The 19,009-nt window shown below is 71.2% G+C and carries 11 protein-coding genes; 5 read left to right on the top strand and 6 right to left on the bottom strand.

Features of this window, described 5'->3' with window-relative positions; translation table 11 throughout:
- The first annotated feature begins 79 nt into the window (after positions 1 to 79).
- Both GTY96_RS06755 and GTY96_RS06750 read left to right on the top strand, forming a co-directional pair.
- Positions 80 to 442, top strand: a complete 363-nt coding sequence (locus GTY96_RS06755; protein ID WP_143899284.1) for a nuclear transport factor 2 family protein — start codon at positions 80 to 82, stop codon at positions 440 to 442.
- Positions 443 to 467: 25 nt separating this feature from the next.
- The gene (locus tag GTY96_RS06750) at positions 468 to 800 is read left to right on the top strand and encodes a hypothetical protein (RefSeq protein WP_143899283.1); all 333 of its coding nucleotides are present in this window, start codon (positions 468 to 470) and stop codon (positions 798 to 800) included.
- A gap of 16 nt (positions 801 to 816) precedes the next feature.
- Here the strand turns inward: GTY96_RS06750 and sthA are convergent, their stop codons facing one another.
- From sthA to GTY96_RS06730, 4 genes are all read right to left on the bottom strand, one after another.
- Complete coding sequence (sthA, locus tag GTY96_RS06745; RefSeq protein WP_161664225.1) at positions 817 to 2,220, bottom strand: Si-specific NAD(P)(+) transhydrogenase; 1,404 nt, start codon at positions 2,218 to 2,220, stop codon at positions 817 to 819.
- 96 nt (positions 2,221 to 2,316) lie between these two features.
- A complete protein-coding gene (locus tag GTY96_RS06740; RefSeq protein ID WP_161664224.1) occupies positions 2,317 to 3,144 on the bottom strand; it encodes a pseudouridine synthase in 828 nt (275 codons plus the stop codon).
- 46 nt (positions 3,145 to 3,190) lie between these two features.
- Positions 3,191 to 3,418 carry a hypothetical protein gene (locus GTY96_RS06735; RefSeq protein WP_143899280.1) on the bottom strand — a complete coding sequence of 76 codons (228 nt, stop codon included), beginning with the start codon at positions 3,416 to 3,418 and terminating at the stop codon, positions 3,191 to 3,193.
- Between the two features lie 97 nt (positions 3,419 to 3,515).
- A complete protein-coding gene (locus GTY96_RS06730) occupies positions 3,516 to 4,262 on the bottom strand; it encodes an RNA methyltransferase (RefSeq protein WP_161664223.1) in 747 nt (248 codons plus the stop codon).
- Between the two features lie 268 nt (positions 4,263 to 4,530).
- Between GTY96_RS06730 and GTY96_RS06725 the strand changes: the two genes are divergently transcribed.
- Both GTY96_RS06725 and pbpC read left to right on the top strand, forming a co-directional pair.
- Positions 4,531 to 10,242 (top strand): alpha-2-macroglobulin family protein, encoded by a 5,712-nt coding sequence (locus GTY96_RS06725; protein ID WP_161664222.1) that lies wholly within the window; start codon positions 4,531 to 4,533, stop codon positions 10,240 to 10,242.
- 5 nt (positions 10,243 to 10,247) lie between these two features.
- The gene (gene pbpC, locus GTY96_RS06720) at positions 10,248 to 12,605 is read left to right on the top strand and encodes a penicillin-binding protein 1C (RefSeq protein ID WP_143899277.1); all 2,358 of its coding nucleotides are present in this window, start codon (positions 10,248 to 10,250) and stop codon (positions 12,603 to 12,605) included.
- 22 nt (positions 12,606 to 12,627) lie between these two features.
- Here pbpC and GTY96_RS06715 read toward each other — a convergent pair whose 3' ends face one another.
- Positions 12,628 to 14,442 (bottom strand): CotH kinase family protein, encoded by a 1,815-nt coding sequence (locus tag GTY96_RS06715; RefSeq protein WP_161664221.1) that lies wholly within the window; start codon positions 14,440 to 14,442, stop codon positions 12,628 to 12,630.
- 356 nt (positions 14,443 to 14,798) lie between these two features.
- Between GTY96_RS06715 and GTY96_RS06710 the strand changes: the two genes are divergently transcribed.
- On the top strand, positions 14,799 to 15,269 hold the full coding sequence (locus GTY96_RS06710) for a hypothetical protein (RefSeq protein ID WP_143899762.1): 471 nt from the start codon (positions 14,799 to 14,801) through the stop codon (positions 15,267 to 15,269).
- Between the two features lie 21 nt (positions 15,270 to 15,290).
- Here GTY96_RS06710 and GTY96_RS06705 read toward each other — a convergent pair whose 3' ends face one another.
- Positions 15,291 to 18,881 carry a PD40 domain-containing protein gene (locus GTY96_RS06705; protein ID WP_161664220.1) on the bottom strand — a complete coding sequence of 1,197 codons (3,591 nt, stop codon included), beginning with the start codon at positions 18,879 to 18,881 and terminating at the stop codon, positions 15,291 to 15,293.
- Positions 18,882 to 19,009 lie beyond the last annotated feature (128 nt).

Raw genomic sequence — 19,009 nt, 5'->3', positions numbered from 1 at the left:
TACCAGACAAATCCGCATGACGTCGGGCGTACATCCGCCTACGTTCAAGCCGTCCTGTTCCGACGGAGGTCTTCTAACAATGAGCGCGAGTGAAAACTTCTCCCTGGCCCGAGCCTGGCTGCACGCCTTCAACGCCCACGACGTGACGGCCTTGATAGCGCTGTACGCGGAGGATGCAACACACACCTCACCCAAGATTCGCGTCCTGCACCCGGAGACGGGGGGCCGGCTGGTGGGGCGGCCGGCCCTGGAGCGGTGGTGGCGGGACGCCATCGCCCGGCTGCCAGGGCTGCGGTACGAAGAGACGGCCCTCACGGCGGACGGGGACCGGGTGTTCATGGAGTACCTGCGCCATGCTCCCAACGAGGCCCCGCTGCCGGTGGCGGAGGTGCTGGAAGTGAAGGGCGGGCGCATCGTCGCGTCGCGCGTCTATCACGGCTGAACCCACGCGGATAAGGTGCCCCTCCATGGCGAACCCCAACAGCTTCGACCGGGACTTCGGATACCTGGCGCCCTTCATGGACAAGGTGGCGGCGGCGGCCTCGGACCTGCCGGACGCGTCCGCCCGCGAGGAGCTGGTCCGGCTGATGGCGGAGGAGAAGGTTCGCTGGGAGCGGATCCGCGAGCTGCTCCAGGGCGCCCCGGGGGGCCGCGCCGCCTCCTCCGGCCCGTCCGCGAAGGCCCCGGCGAAGCCGCCCGCCGCGGCGCTGGCCCTGTCCCGGGCGTCCTCGGACGAGGTGAACCGGGTGGCCCGGCGCGAGGCGGGCTTCACGGTGGGGAGCCTCAAGGACTCGCGCTAGCCGCGCGCCCGGGGGCTCAGGCGCTGCTGACGCGCACCTGATCCAGCGCGTCGTAGGTGGCGGCCTTGTAGGCCTCCGACAGCGTCGGGTAGTTGAAGCAGGTCTCCACGAAGAGCTGCGCGGTGGAGCCGGTGAGCATCGCGACGAGCCCCACGTGCACCAGCTCCGAGGCCTGCTCGCCCAGCACGTGCACGCCCAGCAGCTTCAGGTCGTCGCGGTGGAAGAGCAGCTTCAAGAGGCCCTGCTTCTCTCCGATGATCTGCCCGCGCGGGTTGTGCTCGAAGGGCGCGCGGCCGACGACGTACGGGATGCCGCGCGCGCGCAGGGCCTCCTCCGTCTCGCCCGCCATGGACACCTCCGGGATGGTGTAGATGCCGTAGGGCAGGAGCGGGGTGAGCGTCCGCTTCCCCGGCCCGAAGGCGTGCTCCACCGCGATGCGGGCCTGCTCCATGGACGTGGAGGCCAGGGCGGGGAAGCCGATGACGTCCCCCACCGCGTAGATGTTCGGCACGGCCGTCTGGTACGCCATCCCCACCTCAATCTGGCCGCGCTTGCCCTGCTTCACGCCCAGCGCCTCCAGGCCCAGGCCGGCGGTGTTGGAGGTGCGGCCGGAGGCCACCAGCACCTGATCCGCCTCCAGGACCTCGCCGGTGGACAGCTTCAGCAGGATGGCCTCCGCGTGGGACTCCGGCACGTACGCGGACTCCACCGTCTGGCCCAGGCGCAGCCGGATGCCCAGGGCTTCCATGCAGTCGCGCAGCAGCTCAGCGATCTCCGCGTCCAGGAAGGACAGCAGCTCGTTCTTCACCTCCACCAGCGTCACCGGGATGCCGAGCGCGGCGAACATGCACGCGTACTCGCAGCCGATGACGCCACCGCCCACCACGACCAGCGTGTGGGGCAGGGTGGTGATGTCCAGGATCTCATCCGAGTCGTGCACGCGCGGACTGCCGAAGGGGTAGAGCGGCGGCCGGTACGGCGTCGAGCCGGTGGCGATGAGGGTGGTGCCGGCGGCGAGCTTCGCCACCTCCACGCCGTCGCGCTTCACCAGGACGGTGTGCGCGTCGAGGAAGGAGCCCATGCCCTGGAACAGGGTGACGCCGTGGCGCTGGAGGTTGCGGTGGATGCGCGTTCGCTCCATCTGCTTCACGCGGCGCTCGCGGAAGAGGAAGTCGGAGACGGTGGCCTCGTGGCGCAGGGTGGCGTCCACGCTGTAGAGGCCGCGCGCCTTGAAGCCGGAGAGGTGCAGCGCCGTCTCGCGCAGCGTCTTGGAGGGGAGGGTGCCGGTGTTGGCCGCGGTGCCGCCGAGCACCGGCTCACGCTCCACCACCGCCACCCGCTTCCCCGCGAGAGAAGCCTGCACCGCGCCCCATTCCCCCGCGGGGCCTGAGCCGATGACCACCAGGTCGAAGTCCGCCATGGGCCGCACCCTAACCCTTCCCCGGGGGGCCAGGGCACCGGGAAGTCAGCCTCGCCGGGACAGGGCCCAGGGCGCGCCCGGCCCCGGGGACCGGGCTCAGGCGTCCTCGGCGTCCGGGGCCCCTTCCTTGGGCGCGCGGCCGGTGTAGTGCAGCTTCTCCCGGACCTCCTCGTCGGTGAGGAGCCGGAAGCCGCTCTCCGGCAGGCCGTCCAGGGTGATGTCGCCCACCGCCTCCCGGTGGAGCGCGCGGGCGGGCAGGCCCACGGCGCCCAGCATCCGCTTCACCTGGTGGTGGCGGCCCTCCGTGAGCGTCACCTCCACGGTGTGCTCGTCGCGCACGCGCACGGTGGCGGGGCGGGCGGGCCCGTCGTCCAGCGTCATCCCCTGGCGCAGCGGCTCCACGCGCGCGTCATCCGCGGTGCTGAACACCGTGGCCACGTAGCGCTTGGGCAGCAGCGTCTCCGGGGACGTGACGTGGGCCACCAGCTTGTCGTCGTTGGTGAAGAGCAGCAGGCCCGTGGTGTCCACGTCCAGCCGGCCCACGGCGTGCCAGGTGAAGCGGGACAGCTCCATGGGCAGTTGGGGCAGGAGGACCTCGAACACCGTGCCCGTGCGGTGCTGGCGCGCGGTGGAGGTCAGCACGCCCGCGGGCTTGTGGAAGGCGAGGACGTGCGTGGGCGCCACCTTGCGCACCGGCAGGCCATCCACCTTGAGGACGGCGTCGGGCGGCACGGGCGTCAGGGGCATGGTCGCCACGCGGCCGTTGATGCTCACCCGGCCCGCCTTGATGGCGGCCTCCGCCTCGTCCTGGGGCATCGCCCCGGCGCGGGCCAGCGCCCGGGACAGCCAGTCCGGCTTCTCCCGGCCCTCCCAGCGGTTGGGGCGGGGAGGGGACTTCGGTGGCCGTTCGGGCTTGCGAGGCATGGGCGCGGCACTGTAGCCGCGTGGGGCGGCTCCATGCGCGGTGTTGTTAGAAGCGGGTGGGCGCGTCCGAGTCCTCGCCCTCGGCGGAGCCCGGCGTCCTGCCCGGCTCATCGCCGTCCGCCATGCGGTGGGGCTCCTCTTCCAGCCCGCCGTCCTCCGCCGTCTCGGGCGTGCGGCCGGGCTCCTCCAGGACGTCCTCGTGGGCCGGGGCCTGCCGGCCGGGGCCGGGCTCGCTGCCTCCCACGATCATCGATTCATAGGGCATGTGGTTCATGCGGCGCTCCTTCCAGGCGGGGGTTCCAACCGCTCCGTTCAAAGGTAACGACGCTCCCGCATCCCGCCGCGCCGGGGCGGGACGTTCCCCCGCCTGCTCAGTCGTCGGCCCCGGGAGGCGGCCCTCCTCCGGGGAAGTGCTTGCGCACGGTGTGCAGCGCGGCCAACCACAGGCGGGCCTCGTTGCGCGTGAGCCGCGAGCGGCGCAGGGGGGCGAACAGGTCCCTCACCGCCGTGCGCCCGGGCTGGGCGTCCACCAGGAAGCCTCCGGTGCTCAGCAGCGACTCCAGCGTCGCCTCCACCCGGGCCAGCTCCGCGTCCGTGGCGGCCAGGGGCAGGGGCCCCGGCGGCGGCGCGCTGTCGGCGAGCACCGCCATCCTCACTTCGTAGGCGTAGAGCAGCACCGCCTGCGCCAGGTTGATGGAGGGCTGCTCCGGCGCGGTGGGCACCGCGGACAGGTCGTGGCAGCGCTCCACCTCCGCGTTGGTGAGCCCGCTGCGCTCGTCTCCAAAGACGAGCGCCACCGGCCCCTGCCGCGCCCGCGCCACCAGCTCCTCGCCCACGGCCCGGGGCGACAGGCGGCGCTTGCCCTCCACCTTGCGCGAGCTGGTCCCCACCACCCAGACGCAGTCGGACACCGCCGCGTCCAGCGTGTCCGGCCGCTTCGCCCCACCCAGCACGTCCTCCGCGTGGACCGCCAGCCGGTGCGCCGGGCCCAGGTCCTCGACCTCGGGCGTCACCCACGCCCAGTCGGAGAGGCCGCAGTTCTTCAGGGCGCGGGCGGCGGCGCCCAGGTTTTCCGCGTTGCGCGGGCGCATGAGGACGAATCGGACGGGCAGCACCATGACCGCGCACCCTACCGCCCCGGTGGACGTGTCAGTGCCCCCGTTGACCGTCGAGCCTCCCTCCCGCCAGTCTGCGGCGCGAAATCCCGCACCCCCGCGCGTCCGGAGGCCACCTGGAGTGTGGCTGCCCGGACACCCTGTGGGCCCGCGGACGCGCGAGGGGGAGCGCCGGCGCGCGGTCGCCGGGCCGCACTTCCCGTGTGTCTCCGGGCTGCCCATGCGCGGCACGCGGCATGAAATCGGTTCCGCCGCCACCCCTGGAGGAAACATGTCCCCGCAGTTCGCTGTCCCGCCGAAGGCCCCGCGCGCACCCCGTGCCCGCTGGCTGCTGTCGGCGTTGCTCGTGGGCGCGCTCGCCGCCGGCTGCACGCAGGAGCCCGCATCCCCGCCGCCCCCCGCCGCTCCCCCGGCTCCCACGACAGCCGCCGCGCCGGTGTCCTCGAATGCGCCCCTCCCGGTGCGGGCGGAGACGCTGTCGCCCATCATCCGCGAGCTGGCCAGCGAGAACTCCCTCCCCGCGGGCGTGGCCATCGAGTTCGCCCTGCCGGTGCGCCCGCACTACGAGCGCACCGAAGGCACGGCCGTCACGTTCACGCCGGAGGTGGCCGGCAGCCTGCGGTGGACGGGCCCCTCGTCGCTGCTGTTCACCCCGTCGGCCGGCTTCACGGCGGGCACGACGTACGTCGTGTCGGTGGACGCGGTGAACACCACCGCCGGCGTCATCAAGCCGCCGGCGGAGCGGGACTGGCGCTACGGCTTCACCACCTACGCCTTCAAGTTCGTCCAGCTCGTCCCCACGCGCATGGATCTGCTGAAGGGCAGCGTGGAGCTGAACGTGGACTTCTCCGGGCCGGTGGACCTGGCCGCGGTGCGCTCCCTCGCGAGCTTCCGCGTGGGGGATGCCACCCTCACCGACGTGAAGTGGAGCACGCGCGCGGACACCCGGACCTCCCTGGCGGTGGTGCTCACCCACCCGAAGCTCAAGCCCGCGGCGGTGCTGCAGTTCTCGCTGCGGGAGGGCCTGAAGCTGGCGGGCGACTCGCGGGTGCAGGCCCCCTCGGCCACCAGCGTCCTCGCGCTCTCGGGGGGCAAGCGCATGGACATCACCTACGTGAGCGCGGAGGAGGGCGCCAACGGCCACTTCTTGGAGGTGAGCTGCCGCGACGTGGCCGCGGATGCCCCCGCGAGCCCCACCACCGAGGATCGATGGGATTCGTACTACTACGACGACGACAACCGGGGCTGCTCGCTGAGCGACGCCGTGGCCCAGGAGGCGATCCGCTTCACTCCGAAGGTGAAGTTCACCGTGGCCCCGTCGCGCCGCGGCTTCCGCATCTTCGGTGACTTCAAGCGCGGCCCGTACACGCTCTCCATCGCGGGGGGCACGCTCTCCGCGGGCGGCGGCACGCTCATGGGCGGCTGGTCGCGCGCCTTCTCCGTGCCCGCGCGCCAGGCCCAGGTGCGCTTCAACGCCAATGGCCGCTACCTGCCGCGCAGCGCGTGGCGCAACCTGCCCTTGCAGCACCAGAACGTGGACGCCGTGACGCTCACGGTGCGCAACGTGCCGCCGGAGAACCTCGTCTACTGGATGAGCAGCGACTACCAGGAGAGCGCGGATGAGCGGACGAGCAACGTGCTCGTGCGCAAGGTGGTGCCGCTGAAGTCGACGCCGGACACGCTGCTCACCACGTACATCGACGTGGCGTCGCTGGTGCCCGCCAACACGCGAGGACTGGTGGAGATCCTCGCCGAGCGCGGCGACAACAGGGCCGCCGCCCGCATCCTGCTCACGGACCTGAGCCTCGTGGCCAAGCAGGGCGGCCCCGCCGTGGGCTCCAAGGACTCGGGCGAGGTCTGGGTCTGGGCCCTGGGCATCGAGAGCACGGAGCCCCTGTCCGGCGTGGAGGTGTCGCTGGTGAAGAAGAGCGGGCAGGCCGTGGCCCGCTGCACCACGCAGGGCGAGGCGGGCTGCCAGCTGAAGGTGCCCGCGCCGGGCGTGGATGAGAGCGCGCCGTTCGCGCTGGTGGCGCGCAAGGGGGAGGAGCTGACGTATCTGAAGTACGACGAGCTCAAGACGGAGATCGCCAACTCGGACGTGCAGGGCGAGCCGTACCGCGCGGAGCAGCCCTACCGCGCCGCCATCTGGTCCGACCGCGGCGTGTACCGCCCCGGGGAGACCGCGCACGTGGCCGCGGTGCTGCGCGGCCAGGACAACCTGGCGCCGCCCGTGGGCATGCCGGTGGAGGTGCGCGTCACCGACCCGCGGGAGCTGGAGGTCCGCAAGGCGACGCTGACGACGAACGCGGCGGGCGTCGTGTCGCTCGACCAGACCTTCGCGGCGTTCCAGGACACGGGCCGCTACTCCGTGCGCATGAAGGTGGCGGACCGCGAGGTGGCGTCCTACTCGCTGAACGTGGAGGAGTTCGTCCCGGAGCGCATGAAGGTGACGGCCACCACGCAGGCGCCGGGCTACGCGCAGGGCACGGAGATCCCCGTGGCCGTGGAGGCCGTGTACCTCTTCGGCGGTTCGGCGGAGGGCAGCCCGGTGGAGATGACGTGCCGGCTGGAGTCCATCCCCTTCAAGCCGAAGCAGAACGCCCAGTACACCTACGGCGTCTGGCGCCAGGACGGCGGCACGCCCCGGCCCGTCACGCTGGGGCAGGTGACCGCGGAGCTGGACGCGAAGGGGCAGGCGGTCCTGAAGTGCCCGGCCCAGGCGGCGTCGGGGCCCATCAAGGGCGCGGCGCGGCTGGCCGCGGTGGCCAGCGTCCTCGAGTCCGGCAGCGGCCGCGCCAGCATCGGCGAGGCGTACGTGCCGGTGCACCCGGAGGCCTATTACCTGGGCCTCCAGGCCAGCACGCAGAAGGTGAAGGCGGGCACGCCCTTCACGCTGTCGGGCGTGGTGGTGGACTGGGACGGGAACCTCGTCACCGGCGGCACGGGGCCGAAGACGGTGTCGCTGGAGTACCAGCTGCTGGAGGAGAACTACGGCTACTACTACGACGAGGAATCCGGCTACGAGCGCTACCAGCGCTACCTGCGCCCCCAGCGTGAGGGCGAGGTGACGGTGAAGGTGGAGGGCGGCCGCTTCAGCGCCAACGTCCTGCCGGGCCGCGACGGCGCGGGCTACCTGGTGCGCGCCCGCGCGGGGGCCACCCAGACGGACCTCGCCATCGAGGGCGAGGGCCGCTACTACTGGTGGGGCGAGGGCTCGCGCGTGGACCAGACGCCGCGTCCCCTGAAGCCCACGTCGCTGGACCTGGCGCTGCCCGCGAAGGGGAAGGTGGGGGAGGCCCTCACCGTGAAGATGAAGGCGCCCTACCGTGGCCGCGTCCTCTTCACCGTGGAGACCGACCGCGTCGTCGCCACGGGCTGGAAGCAGGTGGAGCCGGGCGAGGTGTCCTGGACCTTCACCCCGAAGGAGTTCGCGCCCAACGTGTACGTGAGCGCGTTCCTGGTGAAGGACCCGCATCTGGAGTCCGCGCAGGCGTTCATGCCCGACCGCGCGTTCGGTGTGGGCAGCATCACGCTGGAGCCGGTGGACTTCACCCAGGCCGTCACGCTCACGGTGCCCAAGGAGGTCCGCTCCAATGACACCCTCACGGTGGACGTGGCGGTGGAAGGCGTGGAGGGCCCCACCTTCGCCACCGTGGCGGTGGTGGACGAGGGCATCCTGTCCCTCACGCGCTTCCAGAGCCCGGATCCGCTGAGGGAGATCTTCACCCGGCGCGCGCTGGGGGTGCAGACCTACGAGACGGTGGGCTGGGCGCTGCTGGTGCCTCCCGGCGGAAACTCCAGCTCCACGGGCGGTGACGAGGGCGGCTCCGAAGGCCGCGTGCAGCCGGTGAAGCCGGTGGCCCTGTGGAGCGGCGTGGTGGAGGTGCCCGCGAACGGCAAGCTGCGCGTGCCCTTCAAGCTGCCGCAGTACCGGGGCGCGGTGCGGGTGATGGTGGTGACGGCGGGCAAGAAGCGCATCGGCCGGGCCAGCGCGCAGGTGCTCGTCCGCGACCCGCTGGTGCTCCAGACGACGCTGCCTCGCTTCCTCACCCAGAACGACGAGATTCAGATCCCCGTCTTCGTCACCAACCTGTCCGGCAAGGCGCAGGACGTGAAGGTGTCGCTGTCGGCGGAGTCGCTGGCGGTGCCGGGGCTGGCGCTGCCCGCGGACCTGGGCTCGCCGCTGGAGCTCATGGGCAAGAGCGAGGGCCGCGCGCGGGTGGAGGATGGCAAGTCCCATACGTTCGTCTTCCAGGGCCGCGCCGTGCAATCGGTGGGCGCGGCGAGGCTGGCGGTGACGGTGGAGGGCGGCGGCTACACGTCGCGCGAGCAGCTGGACGTGCCGCTGTCCCCGGCGGGCCCGCGCGAGCGCCGCATCCAGCAGGTGGAGCTGGCGCAGGGCACGACGGACCTGAAGCCGCTGCTCCAGGGATGGGTGCCCACCACGGAGCGCACCACGGTGTGGGTGACGAACAATCCCTACGCACGGTCGCTCCAGCACCTCTCGTACCTGGTGCGTTATCCGTACGGCTGCATCGAGCAGACGACGTCCTCCACCCGCCCGCTCCTGTTCGTGAGCCAGCTGGTGGAGCGCGTGGACCCCACGCTCGTGTCCACCGCCAAGGTGGAGGACATGGTCGCGTCGGGCATCAACCGGGTGCTGTCCATGCAGACGTCTTCGGGCGGCTTCGCGTACTGGCCGGGTAGCACGGAGCCCGTGGCCTGGGGGACGGCCTATGCCACGCACATGCTGCTGGACGCGCGCAAGCTGAAGTACCCCGTGCCGGAGGACCGGGTGGCCAGCGCCATCGCGTGGATGGGTGACGAGCTGACCCGGAGCGAGGGCAGGGTGGGGCAGGACGGCCACGGCGAGCACGCGGAGCCGTACATGCACTACGTGCTCGCGGTGGCGGGCAAGGGTCGCAAGGCGCGCGCTCAGGCCCTGGTGACCGCGCTGGAGACAGGCGCGAAGAAGGTGCCGCTCACCGGAGAGCAGCAGGAGGACCTGTACCTGCTCAAGGCCGCGCTGTGGTTGTCCGGCGACCGGCGCTACGAGAAGGACCTGCGCGCCCCGGACCTGTCCACCGTCACCGACGAGCGCCGCAACAGCTGGTCGTTCTATTCGGACCGGCGCCGCCGCGGGATGGTGCTGAGCACCTTCCAGGACCTCTTCGGCGACGCGCCGGAGGGCGAGCCCCTGGCGCGCATGGTGGCGACGGCGCTCGAGTCGCGCTCCTCGTCCTACTACACCACCCAGGAGCTGGTCTGGGGCATCACCGGCCTGGGCAAGCGGCTGCAGGGCACGGCCACCACCTATACCCCCGCGACGCTCACGGTGGCGGGCAAGGCCGTGGCGGCCAGCCCGGAGAAGGATGCGCGCGTGTCGGACCGCACGTGGGCCCTGGCGCGCGCGAGCGAGCGGACCGCCATGTCCCTGGAGCTGAAGGAGAAGGGCTCGGGCTCCGTGTTCCTCGTCCTCAACAGCGAGGGCGTGCGCACCGAGCCCTCGGCGCGCGTGGGCGGGGAGGGTTTGAAGCTCAAGCGCGGCTGGCGCACGCTGTTGGGCTCCGCCATCGACGCGAAGAAAACGTCGGCGGAACTGGGGGATCTCATCTACGTGGAGTTGGAGATCACCAACACCACGGGCGAGCGCGTGCAGAACATCGCGCTGGTGGACCGGCTGCCGGCGGGCTGGGAGATCGAAAACGCCCGCTTGCGCAGAGGGGGCAGCGTGGACTGGGTCGTGGAGGAGACGCTCTGGACGCCGGACTATGTGAACGTGCGCGATGACCGGCTGGAGGCGTTCGGTTCGCTGCAGGCCCACGAGACGAAGAAGCTCGTCTACGCGGTGCGCGCGGTGACGGCGGGCTCCTTCACCCTGCCGTCCGCGGAGGCCGAGGCGATGTACGACTCCTCCATCTGGGCCCGTGAATCCGCGGGCACGGTCCAGGTGTCGGGCCCCTGGAAGGACGAGCTGCTCTAGGCCCCATGCGTCGCGTGCGTCTCGACAAGAAGTGGGTGGGGGGCGCGCTGGCGGGGCTCGTGCTGCTGGGCACGGGCCTGCTGGCGGCATGGTGGGTGCCGCTGCCGGAGCGGTTGGCGGCGCCCCCCTCGGTGGTGATGGCGTACCGGGACGGGGCGCCCGCGTACGTCTTCCTCGCCCCGGACGAGCGGTGGCGCATCCCCGCGCCGAAGGACCGCGTCGACCGGGCCTACGTCCGCGCCCTGCTCGCGCTGGAGGACAAGCGGTTCTTCCATCACCCGGGCGTGGATCCGCTCGCGGCCCTGCGCGCCCTCGGGCTCAACCTGAGCCGGGGGCGGCGGGTGTCGGGGGCTTCCACGTTGACGATGCAGCTGGTGCGCGTGCTGGAGCCCCGTCCCCGCACGTTCACTTCGAAGGTGGTTGAGTCCTTCCGCGCCGCGCAGCTGGAGGTGCGGCTGACGAAGCAGGAGGTGCTGGAGGCATATCTCCAGTTCGTGCCCTACGGGCGCAACGTGGAGGGGGTGGAGGCGGCGGCGCTCGCGTACTTCGGGCACACCGCGCAGCACCTGAGCCCGGCGGAGATCGCCACGTTGCTGGCGGTGCCGCAGAACCCGAACCGGCGCTACCCGTCGCCGGAGAACCTGGGCCGCCTGCGCTCGGCCCGGGACGACATCTCGGCCCGGCTGTTGGAGTCCGGCGGGCTGGTGGTGGACGGGGTGGAGTCCGGCGCGGTGCTGGCGGAGGTGCGGGCGACGCCGGTGCCGGACACGCTGAGGCCCTTTCCAAGGGAGGCCCCGCACGCGGCGGCGTGGCTCAAGGCGCAGCGGCCGGGGACGTCGTGGCTGGCGACGACGCTGGACGCGGGCACGCAGCGGTTCGTGGAGCGCACGCTGGCGGATTCGGCCCGGCGACTGGAGCGGCAGGGCATCCACAACGGCGCGGTGGTGGTGGCGGATCGCGAGGCGGGCGAGGTGCGCGCGCTCGTCGGCAACTTCGACTTCTTCGACGCGAGGAACGGCGGGCAGATCATCGGCTTCGCCACGCCGCGCTCACCGGGGTCGGCGCTCAAGCCGCTCTTGTACGCGCTGGGGATTGATCAGGGGTTGGTGGGGCCGGAGACGCTCGTGCCGGACATCCCGGTGGCGTATGGCGGCTACCAGCCGCGCAACTTCGACGGGCGCTTCCAGGGGCTCGTGCGCATGGAGTCCGCGCTGTCGCAGTCGCTGAACCTGCCGTTCGTGCGGCTCCTGGAGCGGGTGGGCGTGGAGGGCTTCCTGGGGTCGCTGCGGCAGGCGGGCGTCACCGGCCTGGATCCGCGCCCGGGCCACTACGGCCTGTCCGCGGCGGTGGGCGGGCTGGAGCTGACGCCGCTGGAGCTGACAGGGGTGTACCTGGCGCTGGCGGGGGATGGGCGGGCGAGGCCGTTGCGAGTGCTCACCGAGGACGCGCCGCCGACGACGGCGCATGCGCTGGTGTCACCGGGAGCGGCGTGGCTGACGCGGCAGGCGTTGTCCCTGCGCGACCGGCCGGACTTCCCGGAGCGGCGGCGGCTCACGGGCCTGCCGGCGCGGGTGCACTGGAAGACGGGAACGAGCTTCGGCAACCGGGACGCATGGGCGGCGGGCTCGGGGCCGAAGCACACGGCGGTGGTGTGGCTGGGCAACTTCGATCATGCCTCCAGCGTGCACCTGGTCGGAGCGGAGAACGCGGCCCCGCTGCTGTTCGACATCCTGGAAGGCGTGGGGCCGCGCGGGACGACGTTGAAAGAGGAGGACGCGGCGCCGCCGAAGGACCTGGTGAGCGTGGAGGTCTGCGCGTATTCGGGGCACCTGCCCACGGAGGCCTGCACGCAGCGCAAGAGGGTGGACGCGGTGCGCACGGCGGTGCCGACGACGCCGTGCCCCTACCACCACCGCGTGGAAGTCGACGTGGATGCGGGCCTGGCGGTGGGGCCGGGTTGCCGCGAGGGCCGCCGGACGGAGATGCGCGTCTACCTGACGTGGCCCTCGAGCCTGCGGCGGTGGCTCGCGGAGCAGCAGCGGCAGTTGCCCGAACCGCCTCCGCTCGCGCCCGGCTGTGTGGCGGGAGGCGAGCGCGACACGCCCCTCATCCTCTCCCCGCCGGAGGGGCAGGTGGCGCTGCTCATCCCCGGCATGGCCCCGGAGGAGCAGAAGGTGCCACTGGAGGCGGAGGCCGCGCACGACCGGGAGCTGACCTGGTTCGTGGATGGCGCCGTCCTGGGAACCGCGCGCGCCGCGGAGCGCCTCTGGTGGCGGCCGAGCGTGGGGACGCACGACATCCTCGTCACGGACGACCGAGGCCTCACCGCCCGTCGCACGCTGGTGGTGCGCGAGCGCCGGTGACGGCCGGCGCCCGCGCGGCGACTCAGCGCGCCTCCCAGCCCGCCTCGCCGCGAGCGTAGTGCTGGCCCGCGGGCAGCTCGCCGTAGAACAGCAGGTCCTTCACGCCCACCACCGACTTGCCGTCGAACAGGCCGACCTCGCCACGGGCGGGGAAGGTGATGCCCAGCGCGGAGCCGTTGATCCTCACCGTCTGGCCCGGCGCCACCGTCACCTTGCCCAGGACCGCGCCCATGGGCGCCTGCACCTTCGTGGGCGCATGGTCGCCCGCCGCCAGGCTCACGCGCAGGTTCGTCGTCAGGGTCATCCCCTCGAGCGACACCGCCTGCGTGCCGTGGTTGGCCACCTCCACCCAGCCCCCGCGCGGGTCGAACGCCTCCAGCAGCAACGTGGGCTGCTGTTCCTTCAGCCGCTTCACCTCCGCCCTCACGAAGTCCCGGCGCACCTGCACGAAGCGCTTCATGTACGCCTTGCCCGCGGCGAAGCGTGCGGGGTCCATGTACGGGTCGGTCCGCATGGAGTCGCCGATGAGCGCGTGAAGCGCGTCGATGTACGGGTTCATCACCTCGGGGGTGAAGAGCTCCACCAGCGCCTTGTCCAGCCGCGCCTCCAGCCGGGCGCGCAGCACGGGGTTCATCACCACGCGCGTGCCCAGGTTGGAGAACACGGGCAGGTAGCCCGGGTAGCTGGCCGTCTCCAGCTTGCGCTGCTGATACATCTGCTCCACCCAGCCATCCAGCAGCGTGAAGTTGAACAACGGATGCTTCATGTTGCTGGTGGTCTGCGACATGTTCTCCACGGTGTTCACGTACCACCAGCGCGCGTCCACGTTGTTCAGGTCCCACGGCACGTAGCGCCAGCGGCCGGTGATCTTGTCCTGGAGGAAGTAGCTCTCGGAGTCCTCCACGTAGTTGTTGGACATCAGCGCGTCCATCACCATGGAGCGCACGTAGGACTCCACCTCCAGGTTCTTCTCCAGGGCGGCGACGAGCTGCGGCTCCGGCGTGTGGTTGATGACGTCCAGCACCGCCCACAGCGCGTCGCTGGGCTCGCTCTCATTCGTCTTCTTCACCCAGTCGCCCTGGTAGGGCACCTTCCACGTCTTGAACTCGGTGTCCTTCCAGCCCGCGCGGTAGATGGACGCATCGTCGTCCGGGAACGCGTTCGCCTTGAGGAAGGCCTTGTTGATCTGCTCCACCTCCAGGAACACGCCCTCGTAGTGGCCATTCACCGTGAGCCGCACGTACGTCGTCCGGGACGCCGGCACCCGCATCGCCGCCAGCAGGTCGTAGGCCATCTTCTCCGCGATCATCGACGCGTCGGCGTACTCGGCGATGAGGTTGAGCGACGTGCGCCCCTGGAACCGGGTCTTGTCCACGAAGCTGACGTTCCAGCTCTTCTTGTCGAAGAAGCGCGCGGAGGCCCCGCGCAGCCGCACCTTCACCGGCAGCGTCTGGCCGTTGGCCTGGAACGTCGCGTCCTGGTCCTCCGTCCACGGATCGGCCTGGAACTTCGCCATCGCCTCCGGGGGGATGACGAGCGCGTACTCTTCCATCCGCGGTTGGAGCTTCGGCAGCGTGTAGGGCCGCTCCACCTCCGGCACGGGCGGAGGATCCGTGGGCCCCGCATCCGGCGTCCCGCCATCGACGGGCCCCGCGTCCGGCGTCCCGCCATCCGTGGCGTTCGGATCCGTCGTGCCGGCATCCTGGGAGTCGGGTTCCGTCGTGCCGGGATCCGTGATGCCGGGATCCGTCACGGCGGGCGGTGGAGCATCGGGCCCCGAGGGACCGCAAGCGCCCAACAGCATCGACAGGCTGAGCAGGAGTCGTAAACGCATCATTCCCGGCGCATGAGCAAGCGCCATGCCTCCCTGGCACGCGCCAGAAGCGCCCCTCGCCGCCACGAAGGAGGGCGCGGCGGGGCTTGCACAGGCCCGCCAACACCCCGCGGGAGGAAAACGATTTCCCTCCCTGGAAGGCTCCCTTGCCCTTGTCCGGACTCCTGACGGACCGCGTGAGAGGCAGGCGCCTCGCCTGCCTGAGCGTCCTTGGCTGTGGGAGGCGGGGACGCCATCGCTCCCGGGGCGAGCAACCGGGCGTCGGCGACCGTGAGGCGCGCTGTGCACGGACGGGTGCGTCGGCCCTAGCTTGCTGGGAGCAGGCTGGAGGACGGCCCGAGTCCGACAAGGGAGTGATGATGGAGTCCTGGAACCAGACCTCGAGCGACACCGTGCGAATCCACGCGCCATCCACGGTGAACCGGCGCATCGACGCCCACGTGGAGTCCTGCGTCCGCTGCATGGCCGAGCGGGCGGACCGGGCGGAGATGAGCCGGTACCTCGAAAAGCTGGAGCACGAGTGGGAGATGCACCGCGCGCTGGGCGTGGGGGGCTCCGCGCTGGCCCTGGTGGGCCTGCTCCTGGGACGCCGGGGCGGACGTGGCTGGCGGGTGCTCAGCGGCGTGACGCTGGCGCTGCTCTTTCAACAGGGCATCACCGGCTTCGGGCCGCTGTCCGCGCTGGTGCGCGCGCTGGGTGTGCGCACCCGGCGGGAGATCGACCTGGAGAAGTTCGCCATCAAGGCCCTGCGCGGGGACTTCGAGCGCATCCCCAACGACGGGGGGCCGCTGGCTCGCGCCAACGCCGCCCTCGTCGCCGCGCAGTCCTAGGGGAGCGCCCGTGCCGTCCGCTCAGTGCACCATGGGCGTCGTGTAGCCGCCGCCCAGCGCGGGCATCAACGCGGGACCCGGCGTGGAGGGCCCCGGCCGCCTGCCGGTGTCCTTCTGGTCGAAGAAGCCGTTGAGGCCCGCGACGCCGATGGAGAAGTTCGTCACCCAGCCGTCGTCGGGCTTGCCCGCGGCGGCCTTGATGTCGAACGGCCGGGCGAAGTGCAGCCGCAGCAGCAGGGGCCCCAGCGACAGGTTGACGCCGATGACCGCATCGAGCACGCGGTGGTCCCACAGGTCCCTCGCGCCGTCGCCCACGCCACCCGCGTCCAGCGCGACGATGGCCTCCAGGTCGCTCAGGAAGGCCACCCGGATGATGTCGTTGAGGGGCAGCTGTGCCTCCAGCGTGGAGTAGACGAAGTGCTGGCCCAGCAGCCATCGCTCGTCGCCGAAGTTCACGCCGCGCAGGGTGTCGAAGCTGGACAGGTAGTAGGAGCGCGCGTAGCGGCCGCCCACCGTGGTGCCAGCGCCCACGCGCGCGAAGAAGTTGGTGCGGCCGTAGATGGGGAAGTACCGCTCCGCGTCCAGGCGCAGGTTGCCGTAGGCCTGCCCGTCGAAGGGCTGCACGCCGGCGGTGGCCTCCAGCAACACGGAGCTGCCCGAAAGCGGTCCCGTCGCGTAGTGGTACTTGATGGTGTCGTAGCCGATGCGGCCGCTCAGCTCCGTCTGGAAGCGGATGTGCTGGTTGTCAGCCCGCCACACGGACAGGAGATCCTGGTTCGCTTCATTGCGCTCCGGGAACTTCAAGATGAACTCGCTGAAGTCATCCAGGAAGTACTTCGTGCCGCCGATGCTCAGGTCGCCCTGGAGGTAGAAGAAGGTGCTGAGCGGGTAGCGCACGCTGCCCAACGCGCCGAAGTAGCGCTCCGACGAGACGAAGAACGGGCGCTGCTCCGCCGGCAGGTAGTTGAACGTCTTGTCGATGCGGAAGCGCAGCGACTGGAACAGACCGCCGCCCCACGTCGCGCGCTTCGAGTCGTTGACGTACAGCAGCAGGCCGTCCGTCAGCTCGAAGGAGCCGTACACCGCCAGCGTCAGGACCAGCTGGTGGTCGCGCAGCCGGTCCGACGCGGAGGCGAACACCTGCCCCACGAAGCCACCGCCGCCCGCGCCCGCGAAGCCGAAGATGGGGCCCAGTTCGATGTTCTCGCGCTTGAAGGGCCGGTAGGCCAGCGCGTCGGTGAGGGGGTGGATGGCCAGCGGAGCGGGCGGATCCGCGACGGGCTCCTTCCCATCCTCCAGCGACAGCATGCGCGGCGGACGCAGCAGGGACGGCTTCCGCTCGCCGGACATGTGGAAGAGCATCCACAAGCCACCGTCGGGGCCGGCGCCCGGCTCGAAGACGCCCGTCGTCAGGTCGGTGCGGCGCACGATGCGGCCGTCCGACAGCCGCTCGTGGAGGTCGGAGCTGCTCTGGTTGAAGGCCACGAAGAACACGCGGCCATCCGGCAGCGCCAGCGGATCCGCCTCGTCGCGCTCCTCGGTGGTGAGCCGCTCGGCCTGCCCCAGCGGCGCGTCCGGCTTCACGCGGAAGAGGTTGTACTTGCGGTGCGACGTCGCGTCCGACGTGTAGATGATGCCGGACGGTCCCCAGGTGAGCTGACGCTCCGCGAAGACGTCGTCGGTGAGCTTGCGGACCTTCGCGTCGGTGCCCTGCGTCAGGTCCACCATGTAGACATCGCGCAGGCCCGCGTCGTTGATGCCGATGAACGCCACGTAGCGGCCATCCGGAGAGAAGGCCGGTGAGTAGATGGCCAGCACGCCCTGCTTGTCGATGCGGTACTGGCGCCGGTCGCCCGTCTCCAGCTTCACGCTCAAGCCCACCTCGTGCCCGATGCCGGTGCGGATGGCCGAGCGTCTCACCAGCACGTCCGTGGTCTTCTTCTCCTGAAGGTGCACGTAGTCCTGGACGTACAGCACGTCACGGCCGGTGCGCTCCGCCACGAACGCGAGCTTGTCCTTGGTCAGCGCGAAGTTGCGCCCCGACACCGGGTGCAGCGATTCGATGCCCGGCACGCCGTCGCCCGCGACCTTCACGGTCTTCTCCGGCGCGCGCGGATCCACCAGGTACAGCCGGCTCTCGCCCGTCTCCGGCACGATGGTGCGCAGCGCCAGCACGTTGCCATCCGGACCGCTGGCCATCGCGGTGACGATCCCCGGCGTCTCGCCCAGGGAGTCCAGCGCGGGCGCCGTCTGCGCGGAGTCCAGGTACGTCTTGAACGCCCGGCGCTTGAGCCAGTTCTCGAACCGCGCGGAGACGCGCTTGGGGTCGTCACCGGTCAGCCGCTCCAGCAGCTCCTCGAACTTGAGCGACGGCGAGTCGCGCGAGCCGCCCACCAGCCGGGGCGCCTCCTCCAGCAGGCGCTGGGTGATGCCCGCGCCATATTCGTCCTCCAGGAACGCCACGCGCGCCTGACCGACCTTGTAGATCCACAGGTAGCCGTACGGGCCGGGGGAGAAGAAGTCGAGGAAGGCATAGCCCTTCATCAGGTCCGGGTTCACCAGCAGGTCCCGGACCATCATCTCCGCCTCCGGATCCAACCCGCGCTTGGCGTAGAACTCGGCCAGGCCTTCGATGAACCACAGCGGATAGCCGCCCAGCGGATCCCCGAAGGTCTTGGCCTGCTCGGCCACGGTGCGCACCTTCTGGATGGTGAACTGGTGCGCCATTTCGTGGGTGCTGATCTCCTCGAAGAGGTGGTGGTCGCCCAGGTACGGCAGGGACAGCTTCAGGTCCTCCGTGGACGTGACGCCCAGCGTGCCCTCGGAGACGGCGAACACGTTCGTCTGGAGGAACTCCGCGTAGCTGCTGTAGAGGATGTACGGGAACGTCTGCGTGGGGACGTACTTGAACTGATCCACCAGGTACCGGTACGCGTCCTCGATGATGGGCGCCGCGCGCTCCGCCACCTCGCGCTCGCGCTCGTAGAAGTAGAAGCGCACGCCGCCCGTCTTCGTGCCCAGGTCCTTCGCGTAGGTGTAGTTGAAGCCGCCGTCGGAGTTGCCCAGCAGCAGCGGTGCGCCGGAGAACACCGCGCCGCCGTCGGCTCCGGTGGCACCCGCGATCGTGCCCGCGTCTCCCGCCACGCCGCCGTCCGCCAGCGCCACCACGCCCGGGGGCGGGATGCCGCCGTCGGACAGGCCCTCGACGCTGGGGGGAGCGCTGCCCGCGTCCGTCCGGGTCATGTCCAACGTCACGCCCCCCAGCTTCGAGCTGCCCTCGCTCGGGGCCGGCGTGTTGCCCAGTCCGGAGGGGCTGACCTCCGGCGGGGCAGGCGGAGACTGCGTGTCGCTCGTCTGGGGCGAGGTGGTGGGCGCCTGAGGAATGGCGCCGCCCTGGACCCCGGGCGGTTGATCATGCGCGGAGGGGGCGCTGGGCTTCGCGACGCCGGTCGCGCCGGGGCCCACGAGGATGTCGATGTGCCGCCACTCGAAATCGTAGCTGTTCACGGGCGTCTTCCCCGCGCGACGGGGAACGACGAAGACCTGGGCCAGCGCGAGCTCCGGAAGGAGCAGGGCCAACAGCACGGCGACCACGTGCGGACGGGGGTTCAAAAAGCACCTCGTAAGGCGAGGAGACAGGCGTATCAAGGGCCCGACGGAAGGCTCCCTCTCTCACCGCAAACGCACAAGCGGTCCTTTTGTTTCTTTGCGTTGCGGTGGACGTCAGGGCTCTTCCCCCT

This window comes from Corallococcus silvisoli (genome assembly GCF_009909145.1).
GTDB classification, from domain to species: Bacteria; Myxococcota; Myxococcia; order Myxococcales; family Myxococcaceae; genus Corallococcus; species Corallococcus silvisoli.
Note: the sequence above shows the minus strand (reverse complement) of the source record. Positions and strands in the feature narration are given on the sequence as shown.

Excerpts from the sequence above, each read along its gene's own strand:
- GTY96_RS06740 (WP_161664224.1), bottom strand. The coding sequence starts at position 3,144 with ATGCCTCGCAAGCCCGAACGGCCACCGAAGTCCCCTCCCCGCCCCAAC.
- pbpC (WP_143899277.1), top strand. The coding sequence starts at position 10,248 with ATGCGTCGCGTGCGTCTCGACAAGAAGTGGGTGGGGGGCGCGCTGGCG.
- GTY96_RS06735 (WP_143899280.1), bottom strand. The coding sequence starts at position 3,418 with ATGAACCACATGCCCTATGAATCGATGATCGTGGGAGGCAGCGAGCCC.
- GTY96_RS06755 (WP_143899284.1), top strand. The coding sequence starts at position 80 with ATGAGCGCGAGTGAAAACTTCTCCCTGGCCCGAGCCTGGCTGCACGCC.
- GTY96_RS06725 (WP_161664222.1), top strand. The coding sequence starts at position 4,531 with ATGTCCCCGCAGTTCGCTGTCCCGCCGAAGGCCCCGCGCGCACCCCGT.
- GTY96_RS06750 (WP_143899283.1), top strand. The coding sequence starts at position 468 with ATGGCGAACCCCAACAGCTTCGACCGGGACTTCGGATACCTGGCGCCC.
- GTY96_RS06710 (WP_143899762.1), top strand. The coding sequence starts at position 14,799 with ATGGAGTCCTGGAACCAGACCTCGAGCGACACCGTGCGAATCCACGCG.
- sthA (WP_161664225.1), bottom strand. The coding sequence starts at position 2,220 with ATGGCGGACTTCGACCTGGTGGTCATCGGCTCAGGCCCCGCGGGGGAA.
- GTY96_RS06730 (WP_161664223.1), bottom strand. The coding sequence starts at position 4,262 with ATGGTGCTGCCCGTCCGATTCGTCCTCATGCGCCCGCGCAACGCGGAA.
- GTY96_RS06715 (WP_161664221.1), bottom strand. The coding sequence starts at position 14,442 with ATGATGCGTTTACGACTCCTGCTCAGCCTGTCGATGCTGTTGGGCGCT.